16 protein-coding genes and 1 pseudogene are annotated in these 18,847 nt (G+C 42.8%); 3 read left to right on the forward strand and 14 right to left on the reverse strand.

Going from position 1 to position 18,847, the window contains the following annotated elements; translation table 11 throughout:
• Positions 1–34: 34 nt before the first annotated feature.
• Together UYI_RS0121235 and crtD are read right to left on the reverse strand one after the other, a co-directional pair.
• Positions 35–1,534 carry an aminotransferase class I/II-fold pyridoxal phosphate-dependent enzyme gene (locus UYI_RS0121235; protein WP_016868686.1) on the reverse strand — a complete coding sequence of 500 codons (1,500 nt, stop codon included), beginning with the start codon at positions 1,532–1,534 and terminating at the stop codon, positions 35–37.
• A gap of 165 nt (positions 1,535–1,699) precedes the next feature.
• The gene (gene crtD, locus UYI_RS0121240; RefSeq protein ID WP_016868688.1) at positions 1,700–3,226 is read right to left on the reverse strand and encodes a C-3',4' desaturase CrtD; all 1,527 of its coding nucleotides are present in this window, start codon (positions 3,224–3,226) and stop codon (positions 1,700–1,702) included.
• A 405-nt stretch (positions 3,227–3,631) separates the two neighbouring features.
• On the opposite strand from crtD, the gene UYI_RS0121245 reads away from it, so the two are divergent.
• The 3 genes and pseudogenes from UYI_RS0121245 to UYI_RS40025 all read left to right on the forward strand — a co-directional run.
• Positions 3,632–4,912, forward strand: a complete 1,281-nt coding sequence (locus tag UYI_RS0121245; protein ID WP_016868689.1) for a M16 family metallopeptidase — start codon at positions 3,632–3,634, stop codon at positions 4,910–4,912.
• Positions 4,913–5,185: 273 nt separating this feature from the next.
• The gene (locus UYI_RS0121255) at positions 5,186–6,052 is read left to right on the forward strand and encodes a fructosamine kinase family protein (protein WP_016868691.1); all 867 of its coding nucleotides are present in this window, start codon (positions 5,186–5,188) and stop codon (positions 6,050–6,052) included.
• 224 nt (positions 6,053–6,276) lie between these two features.
• Positions 6,277–6,375, forward strand: a pseudogene (locus UYI_RS40025) (oxidoreductase); the annotation flags it as partial.
• Positions 6,376–6,406: 31 nt separating this feature from the next.
• Here the strand turns inward: UYI_RS40025 and UYI_RS35080 are convergent.
• From UYI_RS35080 to psbA, 12 genes are all read right to left on the reverse strand, one after another.
• Positions 6,407–6,553, reverse strand: coding sequence for a hypothetical protein (locus UYI_RS35080; protein WP_016868692.1), 147 nt, complete (start codon positions 6,551–6,553; stop codon positions 6,407–6,409).
• Positions 6,554–6,698: 145 nt separating this feature from the next.
• A complete protein-coding gene (locus tag UYI_RS0121265; protein WP_016868693.1) occupies positions 6,699–7,178 on the reverse strand; it encodes a hypothetical protein in 480 nt (159 codons plus the stop codon).
• A gap of 300 nt (positions 7,179–7,478) precedes the next feature.
• Entirely contained in the window at positions 7,479–7,667 is a 189-nt protein-coding gene (gene psbH, locus UYI_RS0121275) for a photosystem II reaction center phosphoprotein PsbH (protein WP_016868695.1), read from the reverse strand.
• Positions 7,668–7,754: 87 nt separating this feature from the next.
• Complete coding sequence (gene psbB, locus UYI_RS0121280; protein ID WP_016868696.1) at positions 7,755–9,287, reverse strand: photosystem II chlorophyll-binding protein CP47; 1,533 nt, start codon at positions 9,285–9,287, stop codon at positions 7,755–7,757.
• 332 nt (positions 9,288–9,619) lie between these two features.
• Complete coding sequence (psbC, locus tag UYI_RS0121285) at positions 9,620–11,044, reverse strand: photosystem II reaction center protein CP43 (protein ID WP_016868698.1); 1,425 nt, start codon at positions 11,042–11,044, stop codon at positions 9,620–9,622.
• A gap of 152 nt (positions 11,045–11,196) precedes the next feature.
• Positions 11,197–12,258 (reverse strand): photosystem II D2 protein (photosystem q(a) protein), encoded by a 1,062-nt coding sequence (psbD, locus tag UYI_RS0121290; protein ID WP_016868699.1) that lies wholly within the window; start codon positions 12,256–12,258, stop codon positions 11,197–11,199.
• Between the two features lie 387 nt (positions 12,259–12,645).
• Positions 12,646–13,167, reverse strand: coding sequence for an allophycocyanin subunit alpha-B (apcD, locus tag UYI_RS0121295; RefSeq protein WP_016868700.1), 522 nt, complete (start codon positions 13,165–13,167; stop codon positions 12,646–12,648).
• A gap of 191 nt (positions 13,168–13,358) precedes the next feature.
• Complete coding sequence (locus UYI_RS0121300; RefSeq protein ID WP_016868701.1) at positions 13,359–15,629, reverse strand: phycobilisome rod-core linker polypeptide; 2,271 nt, start codon at positions 15,627–15,629, stop codon at positions 13,359–13,361.
• A 143-nt stretch (positions 15,630–15,772) separates the two neighbouring features.
• On the reverse strand, positions 15,773–16,252 hold the full coding sequence (apcD, locus tag UYI_RS0121305; protein WP_016868702.1) for an allophycocyanin subunit alpha-B: 480 nt from the start codon (positions 16,250–16,252) through the stop codon (positions 15,773–15,775).
• A 158-nt stretch (positions 16,253–16,410) separates the two neighbouring features.
• On the reverse strand, positions 16,411–16,896 hold the full coding sequence (apcB, locus tag UYI_RS0121310) for an allophycocyanin subunit beta (RefSeq protein ID WP_016868703.1): 486 nt from the start codon (positions 16,894–16,896) through the stop codon (positions 16,411–16,413).
• A 115-nt stretch (positions 16,897–17,011) separates the two neighbouring features.
• The gene (gene apcD / locus UYI_RS0121315; protein WP_016868704.1) at positions 17,012–17,488 is read right to left on the reverse strand and encodes an allophycocyanin subunit alpha-B; all 477 of its coding nucleotides are present in this window, start codon (positions 17,486–17,488) and stop codon (positions 17,012–17,014) included.
• 248 nt (positions 17,489–17,736) lie between these two features.
• Complete coding sequence (psbA, locus tag UYI_RS0121320; RefSeq protein ID WP_016868705.1) at positions 17,737–18,822, reverse strand: photosystem II q(b) protein; 1,086 nt, start codon at positions 18,820–18,822, stop codon at positions 17,737–17,739.
• Between the last annotated feature and the right edge of the window lie 25 nt (positions 18,823–18,847).

The following is an 18,847-nucleotide window of genomic DNA, read 5'->3' on the forward strand; positions in this document are numbered from 1 at the left end:
TCTCTTTGCTCTCAAGGTTGGTTCAAGTAGTTGATCAAAGTTTAGCCTTTACAACCGTAATTGTACTTAAGCTAGTATCCGCACAACCACTAATAAATCCGCCCATTGCTTGGATTTTTTGTAAATATTCCAACGCGGGTTTAGTAATCATTTCTCCTGGCATCAACACAGGGATACCAGGGGGATAAGGACAGACGGTTTCAGCACAAATACGTCCTATAGTTTTTGAGATTGGTAAAGTTTCTGTCGCAGCAAAAAAAGCTTCGCGAGGCGATATATGCACAGAAGCCCCCACATTAAAAACATCATCCCATATTTCCTGCCCTTCTGCTTTATAGGAGAGGAGGCTAGGGGATGAGGTTATCATCTCGGTAAGTTTAGTCAAAGCTTGCACCAAATGCTCGATATCTTCTTGGGTGTTTCCTAAACTAATAATGAACGTAAGATGTTGTAGCGTTGCAAATTCCGCAGTTACACCGAACTGTTGATCGAGAATTTCTTCGGCAGTAAAACCTGTTATGCCTAAGCCGGAAACAGTCACAGTTAAACGTGCTTGATCTAAGCTGATAAAACCAGGAGATCCCCCCAACTCTCCTTGTAGAGGGCTTTGTAAAATTGACAATCCAGAAATTTGTGTAATTCTAGTTCTCGCCTCCTTAGCAAGTTGCAGTGTGCGAGACATTAACTGTTTGCCATACAGCGCCATTTGTTGACGGGCTGCATCCAAGGAAGCTAAAAGTAAATAACTAGGGCTAGTAGATTGTACTAGCTGTAAAGCTTTGTTGAGGCGATCGCGATTTATTCTTTTACCTTGGATATGCAGCATCGATGCTTGGGTCATTGCACCCAGGGTTTTATGAATTGACTGAACAGATAAATCTGCGCCTGCTTGCAAGGCTGGGGTGGGTAGTTGGGGATGAAAAGCAAAGTGGGCGCCGTGGGCTTCGTCTACTATTAAAGGGATATTGTATTGGTGCGTAATTTGGGCGATCGCTTGTACATCTCCACAAACACCGTAGTATGTAGGGTAAACCATGATTACGGCTTTGGCATCGGGATGCTTGAAGAGTGCTGCTGCTACTGCGTTGGGAGTGATACTGTGAGCAATATCTAAAACAGGGTCGTATTCTGGATTGACAAAAATTGGTATAGCACCAGAGAGAATTAATCCTGCGATCGCAGAAGAATGAACATTGCGTGGCAGAATAATTTTATCGCCAGTGTTGCAAGTAGCAAGAATTGCTGCCTCAATTCCACAAGTAGAACCATTGACAAGAAACCATGTTTGTGCAGCACCAAAGACTTCTGCTGCTAATTCTTGTGCTTGTTGGATCACACCTGCTGGTGCAAATAGATTATCTAACTCTGTTAATTCTGGTAAATCGTTGCGAAATACAGTTTTACCAAAAACATCAGCTATCTTCGGGGAAATTCCCACACCTCGTTTATGTCCTGGAGTGTAAAAAGGTGCATGGAAACGTTCAGCACAGACTTTTAAGGTGTCTAATAAAGGTGTTTGATTTTGATCGAGCATTTTTATCATCAAGCAGCCGTATCATAGCTGAATAGCCAAATTGGAATTTCAATCACAAAGTTCGTACCTTGCCCTGGCGTTGTATCACACTAAAGCCTAGGATGATGTTTTTCGGTAAATCGTGTGCCAAAATCGTAACAAAAGAGAATAATCCCAATGCTCTTTCTAGTATTTTGCCAATTGATTCCCATCTATTTGTTTGACTACTGTTAGGGCTGAATAACTCACACCTGCTGTACCTTCACCGGGATGGGTGGAGTCACCAACTAACCAAAGATGATCTATAGGTGTACGATTGGCAAATCCAAAGGGACCAAATGTGGGTATCCTTTGACAAATTCCACCAACAATACCACGATCACGACCTGTATAATAAGCAAAGGTACGGGGAGTGGCAGCTTCTATGTGAATGATAGTTTCTGGTTTTAAGTAAAAGTATTTTGCCAGACGAGTGATCGCATCTTCTGTATACTTTTGCTTTAATCCCTCGTAATCTTCTGTCTGCCACCAAGGTTCAGGATCTACAAAGGAAGAAGCAATAATTGTAGCTTGACCTGTAGGCGCGCGACCATCACCAGGATGACTTACAGACACAAATAAGGAATTATTTTCGCCAATGGGACCATTGGCATCGTACAAAAATTGTAGGTGGGGGGGACAATCAAGGGGAATAGCGCTTGCATCTACGCCTAGATACACTACAAATGCACCTGATGCAGGTGGCAATTTTGCCACACGTTTTCTATACCCAGAGGGAGCTTTTTCACCTAGCAATTTCACTAAATTTTGGACTGTGACATTAGCAATGATTTGGTCGGCTGATTCTGTCCAAGTTTCCCCAGTTTTTTGATTGCGAATAACTACAGCCTTAGCTTTAGCTTGGGCTACTTTGATTTGTTCAACAGTGTGGCGCATTAATAATTTACCACCATCTCTTTCTAAGGCAGAAACTAGGCGATCGCTCAGTACCTGCATACTACCTTGGAGATGAAATAATCCTTGTGGTGCCTGAGATACACTCAACGCCGTTGCTGCGTACAATAGTGCTGTTTCTTCTGCATCTACCTGAGAGTATAGCTTCAGTTGCAAATCTAAAAATGTCCGCAAACGCTGATCATCTGCCAGCTTGTAGGCACGCAGCGCATCCCCTACCGTAAACAACGTATAAGGTACAGTAATTAACGTACTCGGACGCACCGCTTTGGTTAGCTGCCATAAATCCCAAATTTTACGCGGCGGTAGCACCGGATCACGCCCTTGAAATTCCCAACTGGCTTTAAACAATTCTGCAATCAATTGCCAAAATGGTTCACTACCAGGGAACTGTCGCTGGCGTTCCTCTTGCCATTTCTGAGGATCACGCCAAACATTGATGGGTGTATTTTCTCCTGGCAAATATACCGCACAAGCAGGATCACAAGGTGTTGCAGGCGGCAGATCAACTTCTAATTCTGAGAAAATGCGGTGGTGAATTCCTCCTGGTTCTAAACCTGCAACTTGGGTTGCACCGACATCAAAAGTAAAGCCTTTGCGTTTAAATGTAGAAGCACAACCACCAGGCACTAGGGCTTGATCTAGAATGAGGACATTGTAACCTCTATGGGCCAATAATGCCCCAGCAGTGAGTCCGCCAATTCCTGCACCAATGATGATGACACGAGATTTAGTTTTGCCAACACGATAATTTGGCATTGATATTTATCAAATACTTCTTAATATTTCTAATTATAATTTACAAATATTTAATAGAAAGAAGCAATCCTATTTGAGTTATGAAAATTCGTGGTGTCCAGATCCCCGACTTCTTCCGAGAAGTCGGGGATCTAAGTTTTCACGAATGATTAAGGATTGCTATGTATAGTGATTTTTCACTCAATCATGTATAAAACCTCACAAAAACAGCCTTTGATTGAGAGGGGTGTCTGATCGGACGGGGTGAGGTTGGTAAAAATAAACCACAAAAACACCAAGAAAAAATTGCCAAAACGTGCCGCAGATACAGCAATAACTCAGTGAATTTTTTGTAGTTAAGCGATCGCTGCAATTCTCATTTAAGTGCTATGTAAGATAGAGGTAACTGCTCACTTACAACTACCCATGACCTCAACCCTGGTAAAATTTCCTCGTCTGAATGCACCAAAGCTTCATCGATTACCGAATGGTTTAACAATCATAGCGGAGCAAATGCCGATAGATGCAGTTAACCTGAGTTTGTGGATTAACGTTGGCTCAGCTTTAGAAACAGATGCTATTAATGGCATGGCTCACTTTTTAGAGCATATGATTTTTAAAGGCACTGAGCAACTAATCAGCGGTGAATTTGAACGTAGAATTGAAGAGCGGGGTGCTGTTACTAATGCCGCTACTAGCCAGGATTATACCCATTACTATATCACCACTGCTCCTAAGGATTTTGCTGATCTTGCGCCTCTGCAAATTGATGTAGTAGCTAATGCAAGTATTCCTGATGATGCCTTTGAACGGGAAAGGTTGGTAGTTTTAGAAGAAATAAGACGTTCCGAAGATAATCCCCGTCGCCGCACCTACAAAAGAGCGATGGAGATGGCTTTTGCACAACTGCCTTATCGACGTCCCGTATTGGGGCCACAAGAGGTAATCTCTCACCTCCAACCCCAACAGATGCGAGATTTTCACGCTACTTGGTATCAACCGCCATCAATAACTGCTGTAGCTGTGGGTAATTTACCAGTAGAAAAATTAATTGAAATCATAGCAGAAGGCTTTACAAAATCTCACAATCAACAATCAACAATCAACAAACAACTACCAACACTTGCTTGTGAACTCCCATTTACTGAAATTGTCCGACAAGAATTTACTGATGAAAGCTTACAACAAGCACGACTGGTGATGGTTTGGCGAGTTCCAGGCTTAGACAAACTTGATGAAACTTACGCCTTGGATGTTTTGGCGGCAATTCTTGGGCATGGACGTATATCCAGATTAGTCCGAGAGTTACGCGAAGAACGTGGACTTGCTTCCCATATTTCTGTGAGTAACATGACTCATAAGTTGCAGGGAACATTTTATATTTCCGCCCACTGTTCAGTAGAAAATGTGGGGTTAGTGGAAGAAGCGATCGCTCAACATATTAGAACCTTACAAACCGAGTTCGTGCAAGAATCAGAAATTGCCCGTGTGCAGAAACGAGTTGCGAATAGATTTATTTTTGGCAACGAGACACCAAGCGATCGCGCAGGTTTATATGGATATTATCAAACACTAATAGGTGATTTAGAACCAGCCTTTGACTACCCCAGCCACATCCAAGCACAGGATGCAACAAAGTTAATGCAAGCAGCCCAAAAGTATCTTACCCCCGATGCATACGGTGTGGTAGTAATGAAACCTGTTTAGTTAGTGGTTGGTAGTTGTTTGTTGGTTATTGGTTGTTGTAGAGACGTGCCATGGCACGTCTGTACATTAGTTAGTGGTTAGTGGTTAGTTGTTGTAGAGACGTGCCATGGCACGTCTGTACATTGGTTAGTGGTTAGTGGTTATTTCTCCACTCCCCACCACCCCATCTCCCCATCTCCCCATTGCCCCATTGCCCCTAATCCCCACTCCCTGTCGGTCGTGGGGTCCGGTGAGTTCCCCATCTCCCCACCACCCCACCCCCCATCTAAAATCATGTGGACTGACATCGACGCCCATATTACCCAAATCACTGGTGAAAAATTCCACTCTGCACAACGACGTTCAGTTGGTGGCGGGTGCATCAACCAAGGTTATGCCATATCGGATGGCAAGCTTACCTATTTCGTTAAGCTTAATCAAGCATCCCAAGTTGCCATGTTTGAAGCGGAAGCGCTGGGTTTAGAACAAATGTACAACACAGGCACTATCCGCGTTCCTAAACCAATCTGTTGTGGAACAACTGGTAATCATTGCTACTTAGTTTTGGAATGGTTAGAAATGGGTTCGGGTAATGCCAAAACTTGGGAAGAGATGGGACGTAAATTAGCGGCGATGCACAAAGCCACTACAGTCAATGGTTTTGGCTGGAACATGAATAATACTATTGGTTCTACACCCCAAATTAATACTTGGACATCTAATTGGACAGAATTTTTTCGTAAGTATCGCCTGGGTTATCAGTTTCAATTAGTAAGGCGACGGGGTGGTAGATTTCCGCAAGCTGAAGATTTACTAGCCGCTATTCCCGAAATATTAGCAGACCACGCTCCCCAACCTTCCCTAGTACACGGTGATTTGTGGGGGGGTAACGCTGGATGTACTCTCAAAGGAGAACCAGTTATTTTCGATCCAGCAACATATTTTGGGGATAGGGAAGTAGACATCGCCATGACCGAACTTTTTGGCGGTTTTCCTGCGGCGTTTTATCATGGTTATGACGAAGTGTTTCCCCTAGAACCAGGATACGAACGCAGGAAGACTTTGTATAACTTGTATCACATCCTCAATCACTTTAATTTGTTTGGGGGCGGATATGAGTCGCAAGCAAACAGTATGATTGCAAGGATTTTACATTCATGAAGGCAGGAGGCTTAGTTGGCAGAAGGGAAGCCACGCGCAAATAGTGGGATTAAAGCAAGGATACCTTATTGTCTCGTCGCACTCTCTGCTTGACACAAATTTTTTATAATAGTGGGCTTTATATCCACAACTAAAGTTTCTATTAATACTTCCAGCCTTCTGCCCTCTGCCCTCTGCCTTTTTTTCAGATTAGAAAGCAGGCATAACTAGTACCATTTCTCTGTGAAAATGAAGAGCATCTGGAAATGATTCAGATAGTCACAGAGTGATCGCAAATTCTTGTCTTGTTTGGCGATTGTGCTGTTACTGGTAATGTCACCGCTTGACGGCGATCGCATTCAAACTTCTTTGATATTACGGCAAAGAATGGAAAAAAGTACCGTATTGCAAACCAGGAAACAGATAATTCAATACAATCAGAATTACAGAAATAGTAACCAATGTTAGTGTAGCAACTATAGGAGCAGTGGAAAGATATCTTAGCAAATAACGTGCTTCCATGATGATTTCTCCAACCTAAATTAAATTTGTTGAACTTGTATTTTTATTTGGATTATTGAGAGGATAGCTGTTCAAATACAAATTATCTTGCCTCAATCACTTGGTATATTGGCAAAAACTTTTCAGATATGCTCTCAATATTATTTCAGCGATTTGAAATAGGAATTTCTTCATCCTTGGCAACTAATTCACCAGCTAGTAATTCTTTAATTGCTGCCAGAGGCCAAAATAAAGCCATCACCATACAACTGATGAATAAAGGTACATCAATAAACACTTCTTTTTCTTCTGCTTTATCTTGTTTTTTAATTGCCTGTAGGTAAGACCGACCGCTCCAGCCAATAAAACCAGCAGTATACAGAAATATGGCGATAGGAATTGCTACATCAACAGCAAGACTAAGGCGGTCAAGAGCAATTCTAGGTAGACCATCCTCACCACAAAGCAACTGCGAATAAGCTTTTAATGGCTTGGTAGTGTAATAACTGTCAGGAGCATTTTTCATCCTTTCTACAAATGCAGCTGATTTGTAACAAGGAACCAATGTAGTATTTTCTGCAAATGCAGTAGAAACAGCACTACACCAAATCAAAATTACGAGAATTAGAGCAAATATTCTTTTCATGATTTTTTTCTTTTTTGAGTTTTGGTTGTTACTAGTTAGTGGTTAGTAGTTGTTGTTTCCTTAAACCTTGACTTTACTTACGGTTTACCGGATAAGTGTTGGCTGCATAAATTATCAAAAGAACACAAAACGATACAGCTGTTATCAAACCAAAAAGAACTCCGGTTGCTGTTGAGGCAAATTGCCCCTCTCCATAAGCTAAATAAATGTGTTGCATTATTCCTATTTCCTTATTACCCTAGCTTCTTAACTATGATTATTTGCCCAAATTTATTCGATTTATCAATTCATATTGATTCCTTAAAGCAAAATTGATGAATTGTCAATCTCTAAAATCATTAATAAGAAAATAAAAAACAACAACATCAAAATAGCCATTAGTGGTGTAGTACCCCAACCAGGAGTAACTTTACCTGCCTCAGTATTTAATTTTTTGAGTAGATATTGTACAGGTGCGACTTTTTTGGGTTGAAACTTTTGTGCTTGCATGGATTCCCCCGACTATTTTTGATAGTTTTTTTTGATAAATATTCAGTGGTAGTAAGCGCTTAAGCGCTTACTACAAACCTGATTAAGCTAGATAACTGCTTGCTTCTTGCGTGTGGTTGTATCTCCCACTTTCTGGAAAACACCAAACTCTACTTGTTCATCAAGTTCTGGGTCAATGCCAGCAAATACATCCCGGTAGATGGTACGAGAACCATGCCAGATGTGTCCGAAAAACCATACTAAAGCAAAGCAAGTGTGGAAAAAGGCAAAAAAGCCCCGGTTACTAGTTCGGAAAACTCCATCGGAATTGTGGATTGTGCGGTCAAATTCAAAAGGTTCACCCAATTGGGCTAGACGTGCGTACTTCTTCACCGTCATTGGGTCTGTAAATGTTTGACCATCGAGTTTCCCGCCAAAGAAGCTGACATTAACGCCAGTTTGCTCAAAGCTATATTTTGCCTCTGCTCGCTGGAAGGGAATATCTGCACGCACTATACCATCTTTGTCAGTCAGAACAACTGGGAAGGTTTCAAAGAAAGTAGGCATTCGACGAACTGTCAATTCTCGTCCTTCACGGTCTTGGAATACTGGATGACCAAGCCAGCTTTGTGCAACTCCATCTCCATCGACCATTCGACCCACTCGGAATAAACCACCCTTGGCAGGATTATTGCCAATATAGTCATAGAAAGCTAGTTTCTCTGGGATAGCTGACCAAGCTTGTGAGAGAGTTTTACCCTCGTCTAAACCAGCTTGCACCCGCCGATCAATCTCTTTTTTGAAGTAGCTTTGATCCCACTGATAACGAGTGGGTCCCCAGAGTTCTATAGGTGTGGTGGCAGTTCCATACCACATACTACCAGCAGCCACAAAACCTGCAAAAAAGAAAGTGGCAAGGGCACTGGCAAGGACAGTTTCAATGTTTCCCATCCTTAACCCCCTATACAGTACTTCGGGGGGTCGAACAACTATATGGAAAAGTCCGCCAATAATTCCCACAATGCCTGCTGCAATGTGATGAGCAACAACCCCACCAGGATTTTGGGGATTAAAGCCCTCTGGCCCCCACACTGGTGCAACTCCTTGAACATGACCAGTTAGTCCGTATGGGTCAGAAACCCACATACCCGGGCCAAAAATACCGGTTAGATGAAAAGCACCAAAACCAAAGCACAGTAAACCAGCTAAGAATAGGTGAATGCCAAAAATTTTGGGTAAATCTAAAGTTGGTTCGCCTGTTTCGGAATCGAAGAATGTGGCGAGATCCCAGTAAACCCAATGCCAGCAAGCAGCCAAGAACTCAAGACCTGAAAAGATAATGTGAGCTATGGCTACAGTTTCAAAAGTCCAAAAACCAGGATCTGCGAAGGTTTCACCTGTAACGCTCCAGCCTTGCCAGGAATTCGTCACTCCCAAGCGTGCCACGAACGGCATTAAAAAACATCCCTGCCGCCACATGGGATTGAGTACTGGATCGCTAGGATCGTACAAAGCTAGTTCAAACAAAAGCATCGAACCAGCAAAGCCTGCACAAAGGGCATTGTGCATCAGGTGTACGGCAATAAGTCGTCCTGGGTCATTTAAGACCACTGTATGAACTCTATACCAAGGTAATCCCATTGATTATGCTTCCTTCGGTTGTTAGGAGTATCCCATAAGGGGAAGTCAAAAGTATGAAATTTCTGGTTATAGATGCAAGAAATACTCATCTATTTAGAACAAAAGTCGTAGATATGTACCTGATGCTGAATCAGGAAAAAATTTTTTCAAAAAAAGCAAAATCACACAAAAAAACATCAACAAAGTTATGTGAACCACGGAGTCAATGATTTGGTTTTTGAGTAAATACTGCATAGTCCAAATGAAGAGTGGGAAAGTCGAAAGACGAGGGGGACAAGGGAGAGTTTAAGGATTAAGTAATTCCCAATCAATTCCCGATCCCCGATCCCTAACTAATCTAATGGAGGCATGGATAGAACTGGCTCATCTTCTCGGTCTATACCTCTTTCAAAGCCTGCGGCGGCTGCGCGAGCCCGACCGGCGTGCCAGAGATGACCAACTAAGAAAAGGAGAGCAAAGACAAAATGTGCAGAAGCTAGCCAGGCACGGGGACCAACAAAGTTAAAGGAGTTGAGTTCAGTTGCCAAGCCGCCTACAGAATTCAGAGAACCAATGGGTGCATGGGTCATGTATTCAGAAGCACGGCGAATTTGCCAAGGCTGTATATCATGCTGGAGTTTGTCTATATCTAGACCATTGGGGCCACGCAGGGGTTCTAGCCAGGGGGCTTTGACATCCCAAAAGCGCATGGTTTCCCCACCAAAGATAATTTCTCCGGTTGGCGATCGCATCAAATATTTCCCCAGACCTGTTGGTCCCTGTGCGGAAGCGACATTTGCTCCTAAATTTTGGTCACGCACAAGAAATACTAGCGCCTGAGCATTGGAAGATTCAGCAACTGTCGGCCCATAAAATTCGCTGGGATAGGCAGTATTGTTAAACCAGATAAACATTGTGGCAATAAATGCTTGTCCGGCTACATTGCCCAAACTTTGCGAAAGGTAAGCTTCTCCCGACCAAATGAAGGCTTTGTGAGTCCACTTAAAAGGCTTAGTCACAATGTGCCAAATACCACCAAGGATCAGCAGCGAACCGATCCAAATATGACCGCCGACTAAATCCTCTAGGTTGTCAACACTAGCAATATTACCTGCTCCGCCTGTAAAACCTTTGAACAGATAACCAAAGATGACTCTGGGGTCAAGAGTAGGATTAGTAACAATGCGTACACCACCACCACCGGGGGCCCAGGTGTCATACAATCCGCCCCATAACATCGCCTTACCGACAAGTAAGAAGGCGGCGATACCCAGAGCAATCAGGTGATATCCCAAAATGCTAGTGACTTTATCTTTATCGCTCCAATCGAAATTGAAAAAACCAGGAAGTTTTTGCGGTCCTTTAAGGGAGTGATAGATGCCACCAAAACCCAAAACAGCAGAGCCGATCAGGTGAAATACAGCGATCGCAAAAAATGGAAAGATATCTACTACCTGACCTCCTGGCCCCACACCAAAACCAAGGGCAGCAATATGAGGCATTAAGATCAGACCCTGGTCATACATCGGTTTTTCTGGGACATAGTGAGCGACTTCAAACAGCAGCATCGCCCCTGCCCAAAAGGCAATCAGCCCTGCATGGGCAACATGAGCACCCAAAAACCGACCAGATTGGTTCATAAAACGAGCGTTACCAGCCCACCATGCATATCCTGTCGAGGCTTCATCACGACCTTCACTTGGTGAATTAATAATATAAGCAGGTTTTTGAACTTCGTCTTTTGGTTTTGAAACTTTAGAATCAAAGGGCGTTTCCACGGGACATTACCTCTTCAGGGAATTCAAACTTTTCATGGGGCTATTTTGGGTGTAAGGAGGTAGGAGTGTAAGGGAAAGAATTAAAAACCAAGTAATCATACTTACAAATCAACTTTCCTCTCCTACACCCCTATACCCCTACACCCATCCCCTCATTCAGCATTACCACGGGGCAGTACCTCTTCAGGGAATTGAAACTTTTCATGGGGCTGGTCTTGAGCCGCCATCCACGCTCTAGCTCCCTCATTCAACAGGATATTTTTAGTATAGAAAGTTTCAAATTCCGGGTCTTCGGCTGCGCGGATTTCCTGAGATACAAAGTCATAAGCCCGCAGGTTAAAAGCTAAACCCACCATGCCAATAGAACTCATCCATAAGCCCGTAACTGGCACAAACAACATAAAGAAATGCAACCATCGCTTGTTAGAAAAGGCAATCCCGAAAATCTGTGACCAGTAGCGGTTGGCAGTCACAAACGAATAGGTTTCTTCTGCTTGAGTGGGAGAAAACCCCCCGAAAGTATTAAAGCTTCTGGTGTCTCTAAACAAAGTATTTTCCACTGTTGCACCGTGAATAGCACACAACAGCGCACCTCCCAATACACCAGCGACTCCCATCATGTGAAACGGGTTCAGCGTATAGTTATGGAAAGCTTGGAAGAATAATAAGAAACGGAAAATTGCAGCAACCCCAAACGAGGGCGCAAAAAACCAGGAAGATTGCCCTAATGGATAAATGAGGAAGACAGAAACAAATACGGAAATAGGAGCAGAAAAAGCGATCGCATTGTAGGGTCGAACGCCAACTAAACGAGCAATCTCAAATTGGCGCAGCATGAAGCCGATTAAACCAAAGACACCATGCAGGGCCACAAAAGCCCATAAACCGCCAATTTGACACCAACGGGTAAAGTCCCACTGCGCCTCAGGTCCCCACAGGAATAACAGAGAATGTCCCATGCTATCAGCAGGAGTGGAAACAGCCGCAGTCAAGAAGTTACAGCCTTCCAAGTAAGAACTCACAATACCGTGAGTGTACCAAGAAGTAACGAAAGTCGTACCAGTAAACCAACCCCCAATCGCCAGGTAAGCGCAGGGGAAGAGTAACAAGCCTGACCAACCGATAAAAACAAAGCGATCGCGTTTCAGCCAGTCATCAAGGACATAAAACCATTCAAACCCCCTTGTCCGTGAGGGTCTAATTGCAATGGTCATAAGAACTTATCCTTTTGCTAAAAAACTTTGAACAAGGGATCGGGGATTGGGGAACTCACCGGTCCCCACGACCTTAGGGAGTGGGGATTAGGGGCAACGGGGATCGGGGATCAGAAAGAATTTTAGATTTTGGATTTTAGATTGAAATCCGTCTTGAAAAGCTTTGAAGTTCCCTCCGAGACGCTGCTTTGTAGACGCGTAACGGCTTGGTGTAGGTAGCGGCTTCAAGGTTAGAGTATGGAGGAAACCTCCGACCCTTACCTTAAGTCACTACCCTGACCTTAAGCCGAGTAAAGCGCGTCTGCGTGTCTACAAACTTTTCGCAAAATCGTAAATCCAAAATTTCTTGTCCCCCTTCTCTTGTCCCACTTGTCCCCCAATCCCCGATCACCAATCCAACCGACCATCATTCATAAAATAAGGAGCCCCCGGAAAGGAAAGGGTTTGAATAATGTGGTCGAAATAAGGGGTGACTTCCGCAGCATCTTCATCACCAAGCAGTGCTTGAGCTTCTTCTTTAATACAGCGCACTGCCTCAACCCAATTAGAAAGTGGAATTCCTAAAGATTGATACATTTGTTGCATTCCAACTGTGCCAATTTCTGTCAAGGGCTGCTCATTTCCTGCCAAAACACAATAGGCAACCAAACGGATATACCAACCTTGATCGCGTTGGCAGGAAGCTGTTTTCCTCATATTGCCGCTATTACTGGGTGTCACTGGACACCGCTTCCAGAACTTTTGACTAGCTGTTTCTACAAGCCGATTTTGGTTACTAGCCAAAGTTTTAGCAATGCGAATCCGTTTTTCCCCTGAATGGCAAAAATTTTGAATCATGCGGATTTCTCCGGGAGTAGGATAGCGCATCTGTTCATCAGCGTTCTCAATTACCTGCTTTACAAGACTCATATCAATTTTGGATTTTGGATTTGGCAATTAGGATTAGCTCTCTGTGTCAAGGTGAGTAGGAAACTAACCCAAATCTCAGTAACTTCTTTGTGTTTTTGTGCCTTGGTGTTTCAAAAAAAGATTTTTTCACCACTAAGACGCAAAGACACCAAGAAAAACCTATAAATTAGGATTTAAACCTCATCTCCTTATCAGGCAGGATTGATATAGTTGTCTTCACCTTCAGACTCACTCACTGAAGCTTGTACATAGGTTAGTTCTGGTTCCAACTTTTGTTCTTGGACATTAGTCTCACACCCATTTACCAACTCTGACAAAGTTTGCCTTTGTCCGTTGTGGTGCTTGGGAACAAATCTATCTAATTCTGATGGTGACGATAGCAAAGATTTTACTGACAGATTTACAGCGTAAGATGATTTTGGCGATCGCATTGCAAAACCTCTGGGTGTAACATAGCGTTCATAGGGAACCGTATCTTCCCCAAAAGTTTGTATATATTCTGGGCTATCGATCATTTCATCAATCAGTGCGTAAAAGCCTTGATTTGCAGAGATGTCGTAGTAATGATTCATTTCTTGTCGCCCGTAGGTAGGACGGCCTAACAAGCGCCGATGGATGTATTCAATCGCCTTAGTTACGTACAGCGGTTCCCAAAACATTCTGCGGAATAATTTAGATTTGGCTAATTGGCGAATAAACTCCCGCATTGTAATTGCACCACTTAGGAGTGCTGATTCTGCAACTGTTATACGCTGACCTTCAAAAACATCGCGTCCAAATACCTGTCGATAAGCCACCTGAATTACTGTGGATGGGGAATTATTCGCGAGGCTGACGTTGGGTGGTGCTTGTTTTCCATTTACTAGAGATTTTGTGTGTAACTTCTCTGGATGATCTAGCTTGATTACCCTTCCCAAAGTTCCTGGGACTTGTCCCAAGCCATCAGAACTAATCAGAATGCGGCGGTTATCTTTACTAAAGGGTGCAGGACTGTGGAGAGTTGTTGCGGGTAAAGCATCTACAGGAAAAATTGCACCAAATTGAATTTCGAGAGGATCGTTACCAGAACCGTAAGGATGCTGATTGGGTAGGGGTTTGGTGTATTTGCCAAACAGGGTCACAAATTGGGGTACTTTGTGAACAGCAGCACTGTACTTAAACAAATCTATTTGTGGCCCCCAATTACGGCACTCCTGAGCTTCTTGTCCCAAGCCACGCAGATATGGTACTGTTTCCTCGCCAAAGTAGTCAGCGTATTCTTGGGAATCTACTAAAGTGTCAACCAGTTTAGGTAAACCACCTTTGGTAACTACAGCAAAGTAGTCTTGAAATTCTTCGAGAGAACTCAATCCCCGTCCCAAAAAGTGACGCATTGCTAATTCAATCACGCGACTGATAGTATACGGTTCCCAGAAAAGTCTGCGGTAGAGGCGAGATTTGCCCAAACGACGAACAAATTCCTTCATGGAAATTTGTCCACCCTTAACTTGGGACTCCAATTCATCTACAGCAAAACCATAGATAGCGGTCACATCGCGCTCAAAAACTTGCCTATAGGCAGTTTTTATTACTGCTTGCTTTTCTGTCTCTGGTAAGACAGATTTCATCACATATTTGAGTCGCGCTTGGGAGGCGATCGCATAACTTTGAGGCAATACTAAACCCTGCTGTTCGTTGGAGACCCCAATTCTAAGTTGAACTGGAGGTTTTTCCACAAGGTATTCCGATATTAATACTTGAAAATTATGTTTGATAATTTCCTGCGCCTCAGCATCATTTGCAAAGTAATTCAGGGATTGACGTTGCATTTCCTTAAGAGCAACAACAGTAGCATCTGTTACATCTTCTGGGATAACACCGCGTAACCCTCTGGCATTCGCTGACAAAATACTAGTATCACCAGCAACAATGGCATAAGTTATATAACGTAAAAACCACGCTAAGTCTCGCATAGACCGTTTCATTCTCGTTGGCCCGTAGCGAGAAATATTGATAAAACGAAAACCCTCCGGGAGTGGATCTCTGTCAGTAAAGAGGGTACGTGCTTGTTCCCACCAACCCCTTAAAGGATTGAAAAATCTTGGTGTTGGTATTAAATTTACCCGTTCCTTATCCCTAACATAACCATTTCTTCGTGCTGCACTCAGGTAATCCTCACCTACATAATAACCAGAACCTGGCAATCCTAAAGGATCTTGGGGTTTTTCCAAGTAATCCATGGGAAAACCGCCAACAAAAATCCGATTTGCCCCCACAGATACGATTTCGTCTGCATTATTAGTTAGCGTTTCTACAATTTCTAAACGCTTATTACCAGAACTAAAAAATGAATTGAGTTCTTGAAGTTCAGTACGCTTTAAACAGCGGTCTTGTTGTTCTGCTTGTGAAATAACTCCAAGAGGTACAGTTTGGTATAGTTGTGGATGAGCAACTGAAATACTACTACTTGCTTTAGCACTCATTTAACTTTTTCCTTTGTCATTTGTCCTTTGTCATTTGTCCTTTGTCATTTGTCCTTTGTCATTTGTCCTTTGTCATTCGTCCTTTATTATTTTTTTGTTGTCAGTTTTACCAACTAGACCAATGACCAATGACTAATGACCAATTAAGGCATCAAACTTTGAATTAAATAATCAAAATAAGGTGCTACTTCAGTGGCATCTTCTAAAGTAAATAAGTCTAAAGATACTTCTTTGAGGCAACGTATTGCTTCCACTAAATTAGGTAAGGGAATTTCTAGAGATTCGTACATTTCTTTCACTCCAATAGTGCCAATTGCTGCTAAAGGCTCTACATCTCCCACTACTACAGCATAAGTAATCAAACGAATATACCAACTTTGATCGCGCAAGCACGAATTTCGATACATTCTATTACCGCTATTACTAGGTGTATTTGGACAGCGTTCCCAAAATTTGAGACTTGCTTTTTCTACAATTTCTTTTTCATTTTCCGTCAGAGTCACAGCAAGATTCAGCCGAGAAACTCCGCCCTCGTAAAATTGTTGAATTGCGCTTAACTCACCAGCGTTGAGATACCGAGCTTCACGATCAGCATTCAAAATTGATTTTATAATAATGCTCATTGGTAATAGGGAATTGTTAATTGTTAATTGGTAATAGAAAAGTATGGATTGGGAACAGTTTTCAGTTATCAGTTACCAGTTATCAGTTATCAATTATTAATAAAGAGATAAACATACTGATAACTGTTTACTGTTGACTGTCCCCTATTGTTTGGTCTTCAGCTCAAACCAGAGACGATATAGTCGAAATAGACACCCATTTCTTTACCGGCTTCAGTACCTATCATGCTATTAGTTACTTCCTTCATTGCTTGCACTGCTCGTATAGTTGCACCAATAGGAACGCCCAAAGAGTTATAAGTTTCCCTCAAACCATTCAGAATGCGCTCGTCTAAAATTGAGGGATCACCAGCCAACATGGCGTAGGTAGCATAGCGTAAAAAGTAATCTAAGTCTCGAACACAAGCAGCATAACGACGACAGGTATACATATTGCCGCCAGGAGCGGTGATATCTGTATAAAGCAGAGATTTTGCTACTGTTTGAGTAACGATAGTTTTGGCATTAGCACTAATCGTAGTAGCAGCACGCGCTCGCATATCACCAGTATGGTAGTAGTGTTGTAGCTTCTCTAAAGAATTGTTATCCAGGTATTTGCCTTGAACGTCCGAGGAATTAATCAAAGAAGTAATTGCGTCTTGCATAATTCTGTATCCTTAATTTGAGTATTCGAGTAATAGATATTTAAGAAAAGACGAAAAATGAAGTATAAATTTATTTTTTATTTTTCATACTTCATTATTCATCTGTTACTCCTTCCTATGACAACGCTCTAATGATGTAGTCAAAATATGGGCCTACCTCAACAGCATCTTCCTCACTCATCATGGATACAGCTTCTTCTTTAATGCAGCGCATTGCTTCCACTATATTTCTGAGTGGAATCTCTAAATTGTTGTACATTTCTTTAATGCCAACAGTGCCTATTTCTTCCAAGGGTTTCTCACTGCCCGCCAAGACTGAGTAAGTAACTAAACGAACATACCAACCTTGATCGCGCTGACAGGAAGCTGTTTTTCGCTCGTTGCCACTATTACTAGGAGTGTTAGGACAGCGTTCCCAGAATTTTTGGCTACCGCGTTGCACAATTAGTTGTTCATTTTCTGACAAAATTTTTGCAATCCGAATTCGTTGATCTCCTGTTTTCAAAAAGTCTTGAAAAATCCTTAGCTCTTTAGGAGCAGGATAGCGAGATTCACTATCAGCATTCAGAATTAATTCGGTAACGACGCTCATTACATTACTCCTGATTTTTTAGTTAGTAGGGGCGTTTGCGTAGCGTCTCCCTTCAGGGAGATAGCATTTGTATGAGTATCTTGAATTCAAAAGTAAATATTTTCGTACAAATGCACGCGGTCTACAGTGGTTAGTAGTTAGTAGGTTATAAACAACAAGCAACCAACAACCAGCAACAAACAACCAACAAATCGATTAGGAAATGGTTCAGTTGTCAGGGAGGAATCAAGCTGACAACTGAAAACCAACTAGGCAGTGATGGAAGGCGCTGTGATTGCTACAGGAACAGCTTCACCACAGGCAAGATCCAGTGGGAAATTATGAGCATTCCGTTCGTGCATCACTTCAAAGCCTAAATTTGCTCGGTTCAACACATCAGCCCAACTGGGGAGTACACGTCCTTGGGAATCAAGAATGGAATTATTAAAGTTAAAGCCATTCAGGTTAAACGCCATTGTGCTGATGCCTATAGCAGTACCCCATATACAAATCACCGGCCAAGCTGCAAGGAAAAAGTGCAAGGAACGGCTATTGTTAAAGCTGGCGTACTGGAAAATTAGGCGACCAAAGTAACCATGGGCTGCAACAATGTTATAGGTCTCTTGTTCTTGACCAAATTTGTAACCGTAGTTCTGCGATTCTAATTCTGTCGTTTCACGAATGAGACTTGATGTCACCAGTGAACCGTGCATTGCACAGAACAACGAACCTCCCAAGACTCCAGCGACTCCAATCATGTGTAAGGGATGCATGAGAATGTTATGTTCGGCTTGGAACACAAACATAAAATTGAAAGTGCCGCTAATACCCATAGGCAGCCCATCAGAGAAGCTACCTTGTCCAATTGGGTAAATCAAGAATACTGAAGTTGTCGCAGCAAGAGGGGCGCTGTAGGCAACTGCAATCCAAGGACGCATACCTAGACGGTATGATAATTCCCATTCACGCCCCATGTAGCAAGCAAGGGCTGGAATGTAATGGAAACCAATCATCTGGTATGGCCCGCCGTTGTAGAGCCATTCTTCCATAGAAGCTGCTTCCCAAATGGGGTAAAAGTGCAATCCAATCGCGTTGGACATGGGAACTACGGCGGCGGTAATGATATTGTTGCCGTAGAGCAGTGAACCGGATACTGGTTCGCGGATGCCGTCAATATCCACTGGGGGAGCGGCAATAAAGGCGATCGTAAAGACGCAGATAGAAACTCCTAACAGAGGAATCATCAAGACGCCGAACCAGCCAATATATAGGCGATTTTCGGTACTAGTGACCCAGTTACAGAACCTATCCCAGGTTGGGAAACGGCTCGTTGGTCGTGTGGAAATAGTAGTCATAAAAAATTCCAAATTGAAAATTCAA

The organism is Fischerella muscicola PCC 7414 (assembly GCF_000317205.1).
Classification (GTDB): domain Bacteria; phylum Cyanobacteriota; class Cyanobacteriia; order Cyanobacteriales; family Nostocaceae; genus Fischerella; species Fischerella muscicola.

Excerpts from the sequence above, each read along its gene's own strand:
- UYI_RS0121235 (WP_016868686.1), bottom strand. The coding sequence starts at position 1,534 with ATGCTCGATCAAAATCAAACACCTTTATTAGACACCTTAAAAGTCTGT.
- crtD (WP_016868688.1), bottom strand. The coding sequence starts at position 3,226 with ATGCCAAATTATCGTGTTGGCAAAACTAAATCTCGTGTCATCATCATT.
- UYI_RS0121245 (WP_016868689.1), top strand. The coding sequence starts at position 3,632 with ATGACCTCAACCCTGGTAAAATTTCCTCGTCTGAATGCACCAAAGCTT.
- UYI_RS0121255 (WP_016868691.1), top strand. The coding sequence starts at position 5,186 with ATGTGGACTGACATCGACGCCCATATTACCCAAATCACTGGTGAAAAA.
- UYI_RS35080 (WP_016868692.1), bottom strand. The coding sequence starts at position 6,553 with ATGGAAGCACGTTATTTGCTAAGATATCTTTCCACTGCTCCTATAGTT.
- UYI_RS0121265 (WP_016868693.1), bottom strand. The coding sequence starts at position 7,178 with ATGAAAAGAATATTTGCTCTAATTCTCGTAATTTTGATTTGGTGTAGT.
- psbH (WP_016868695.1), bottom strand. The coding sequence starts at position 7,667 with ATGCAAGCACAAAAGTTTCAACCCAAAAAAGTCGCACCTGTACAATAT.
- psbB (WP_016868696.1), bottom strand. The coding sequence starts at position 9,287 with ATGGGATTACCTTGGTATAGAGTTCATACAGTGGTCTTAAATGACCCA.
- psbD (WP_016868699.1), bottom strand. The coding sequence starts at position 12,258 with ATGACCATTGCAATTAGACCCTCACGGACAAGGGGGTTTGAATGGTTT.
- apcD (WP_016868700.1), bottom strand. The coding sequence starts at position 13,167 with ATGAGTCTTGTAAAGCAGGTAATTGAGAACGCTGATGAACAGATGCGC.
- UYI_RS0121300 (WP_016868701.1), bottom strand. The coding sequence starts at position 15,629 with ATGAGTGCTAAAGCAAGTAGTAGTATTTCAGTTGCTCATCCACAACTA.
- apcD (WP_016868702.1), bottom strand. The coding sequence starts at position 16,252 with ATGAGCATTATTATAAAATCAATTTTGAATGCTGATCGTGAAGCTCGG.
- apcB (WP_016868703.1), bottom strand. The coding sequence starts at position 16,896 with ATGCAAGACGCAATTACTTCTTTGATTAATTCCTCGGACGTTCAAGGC.
- apcD (WP_016868704.1), bottom strand. The coding sequence starts at position 17,488 with ATGAGCGTCGTTACCGAATTAATTCTGAATGCTGATAGTGAATCTCGC.
- psbA (WP_016868705.1), bottom strand. The coding sequence starts at position 18,822 with ATGACTACTATTTCCACACGACCAACGAGCCGTTTCCCAACCTGGGAT.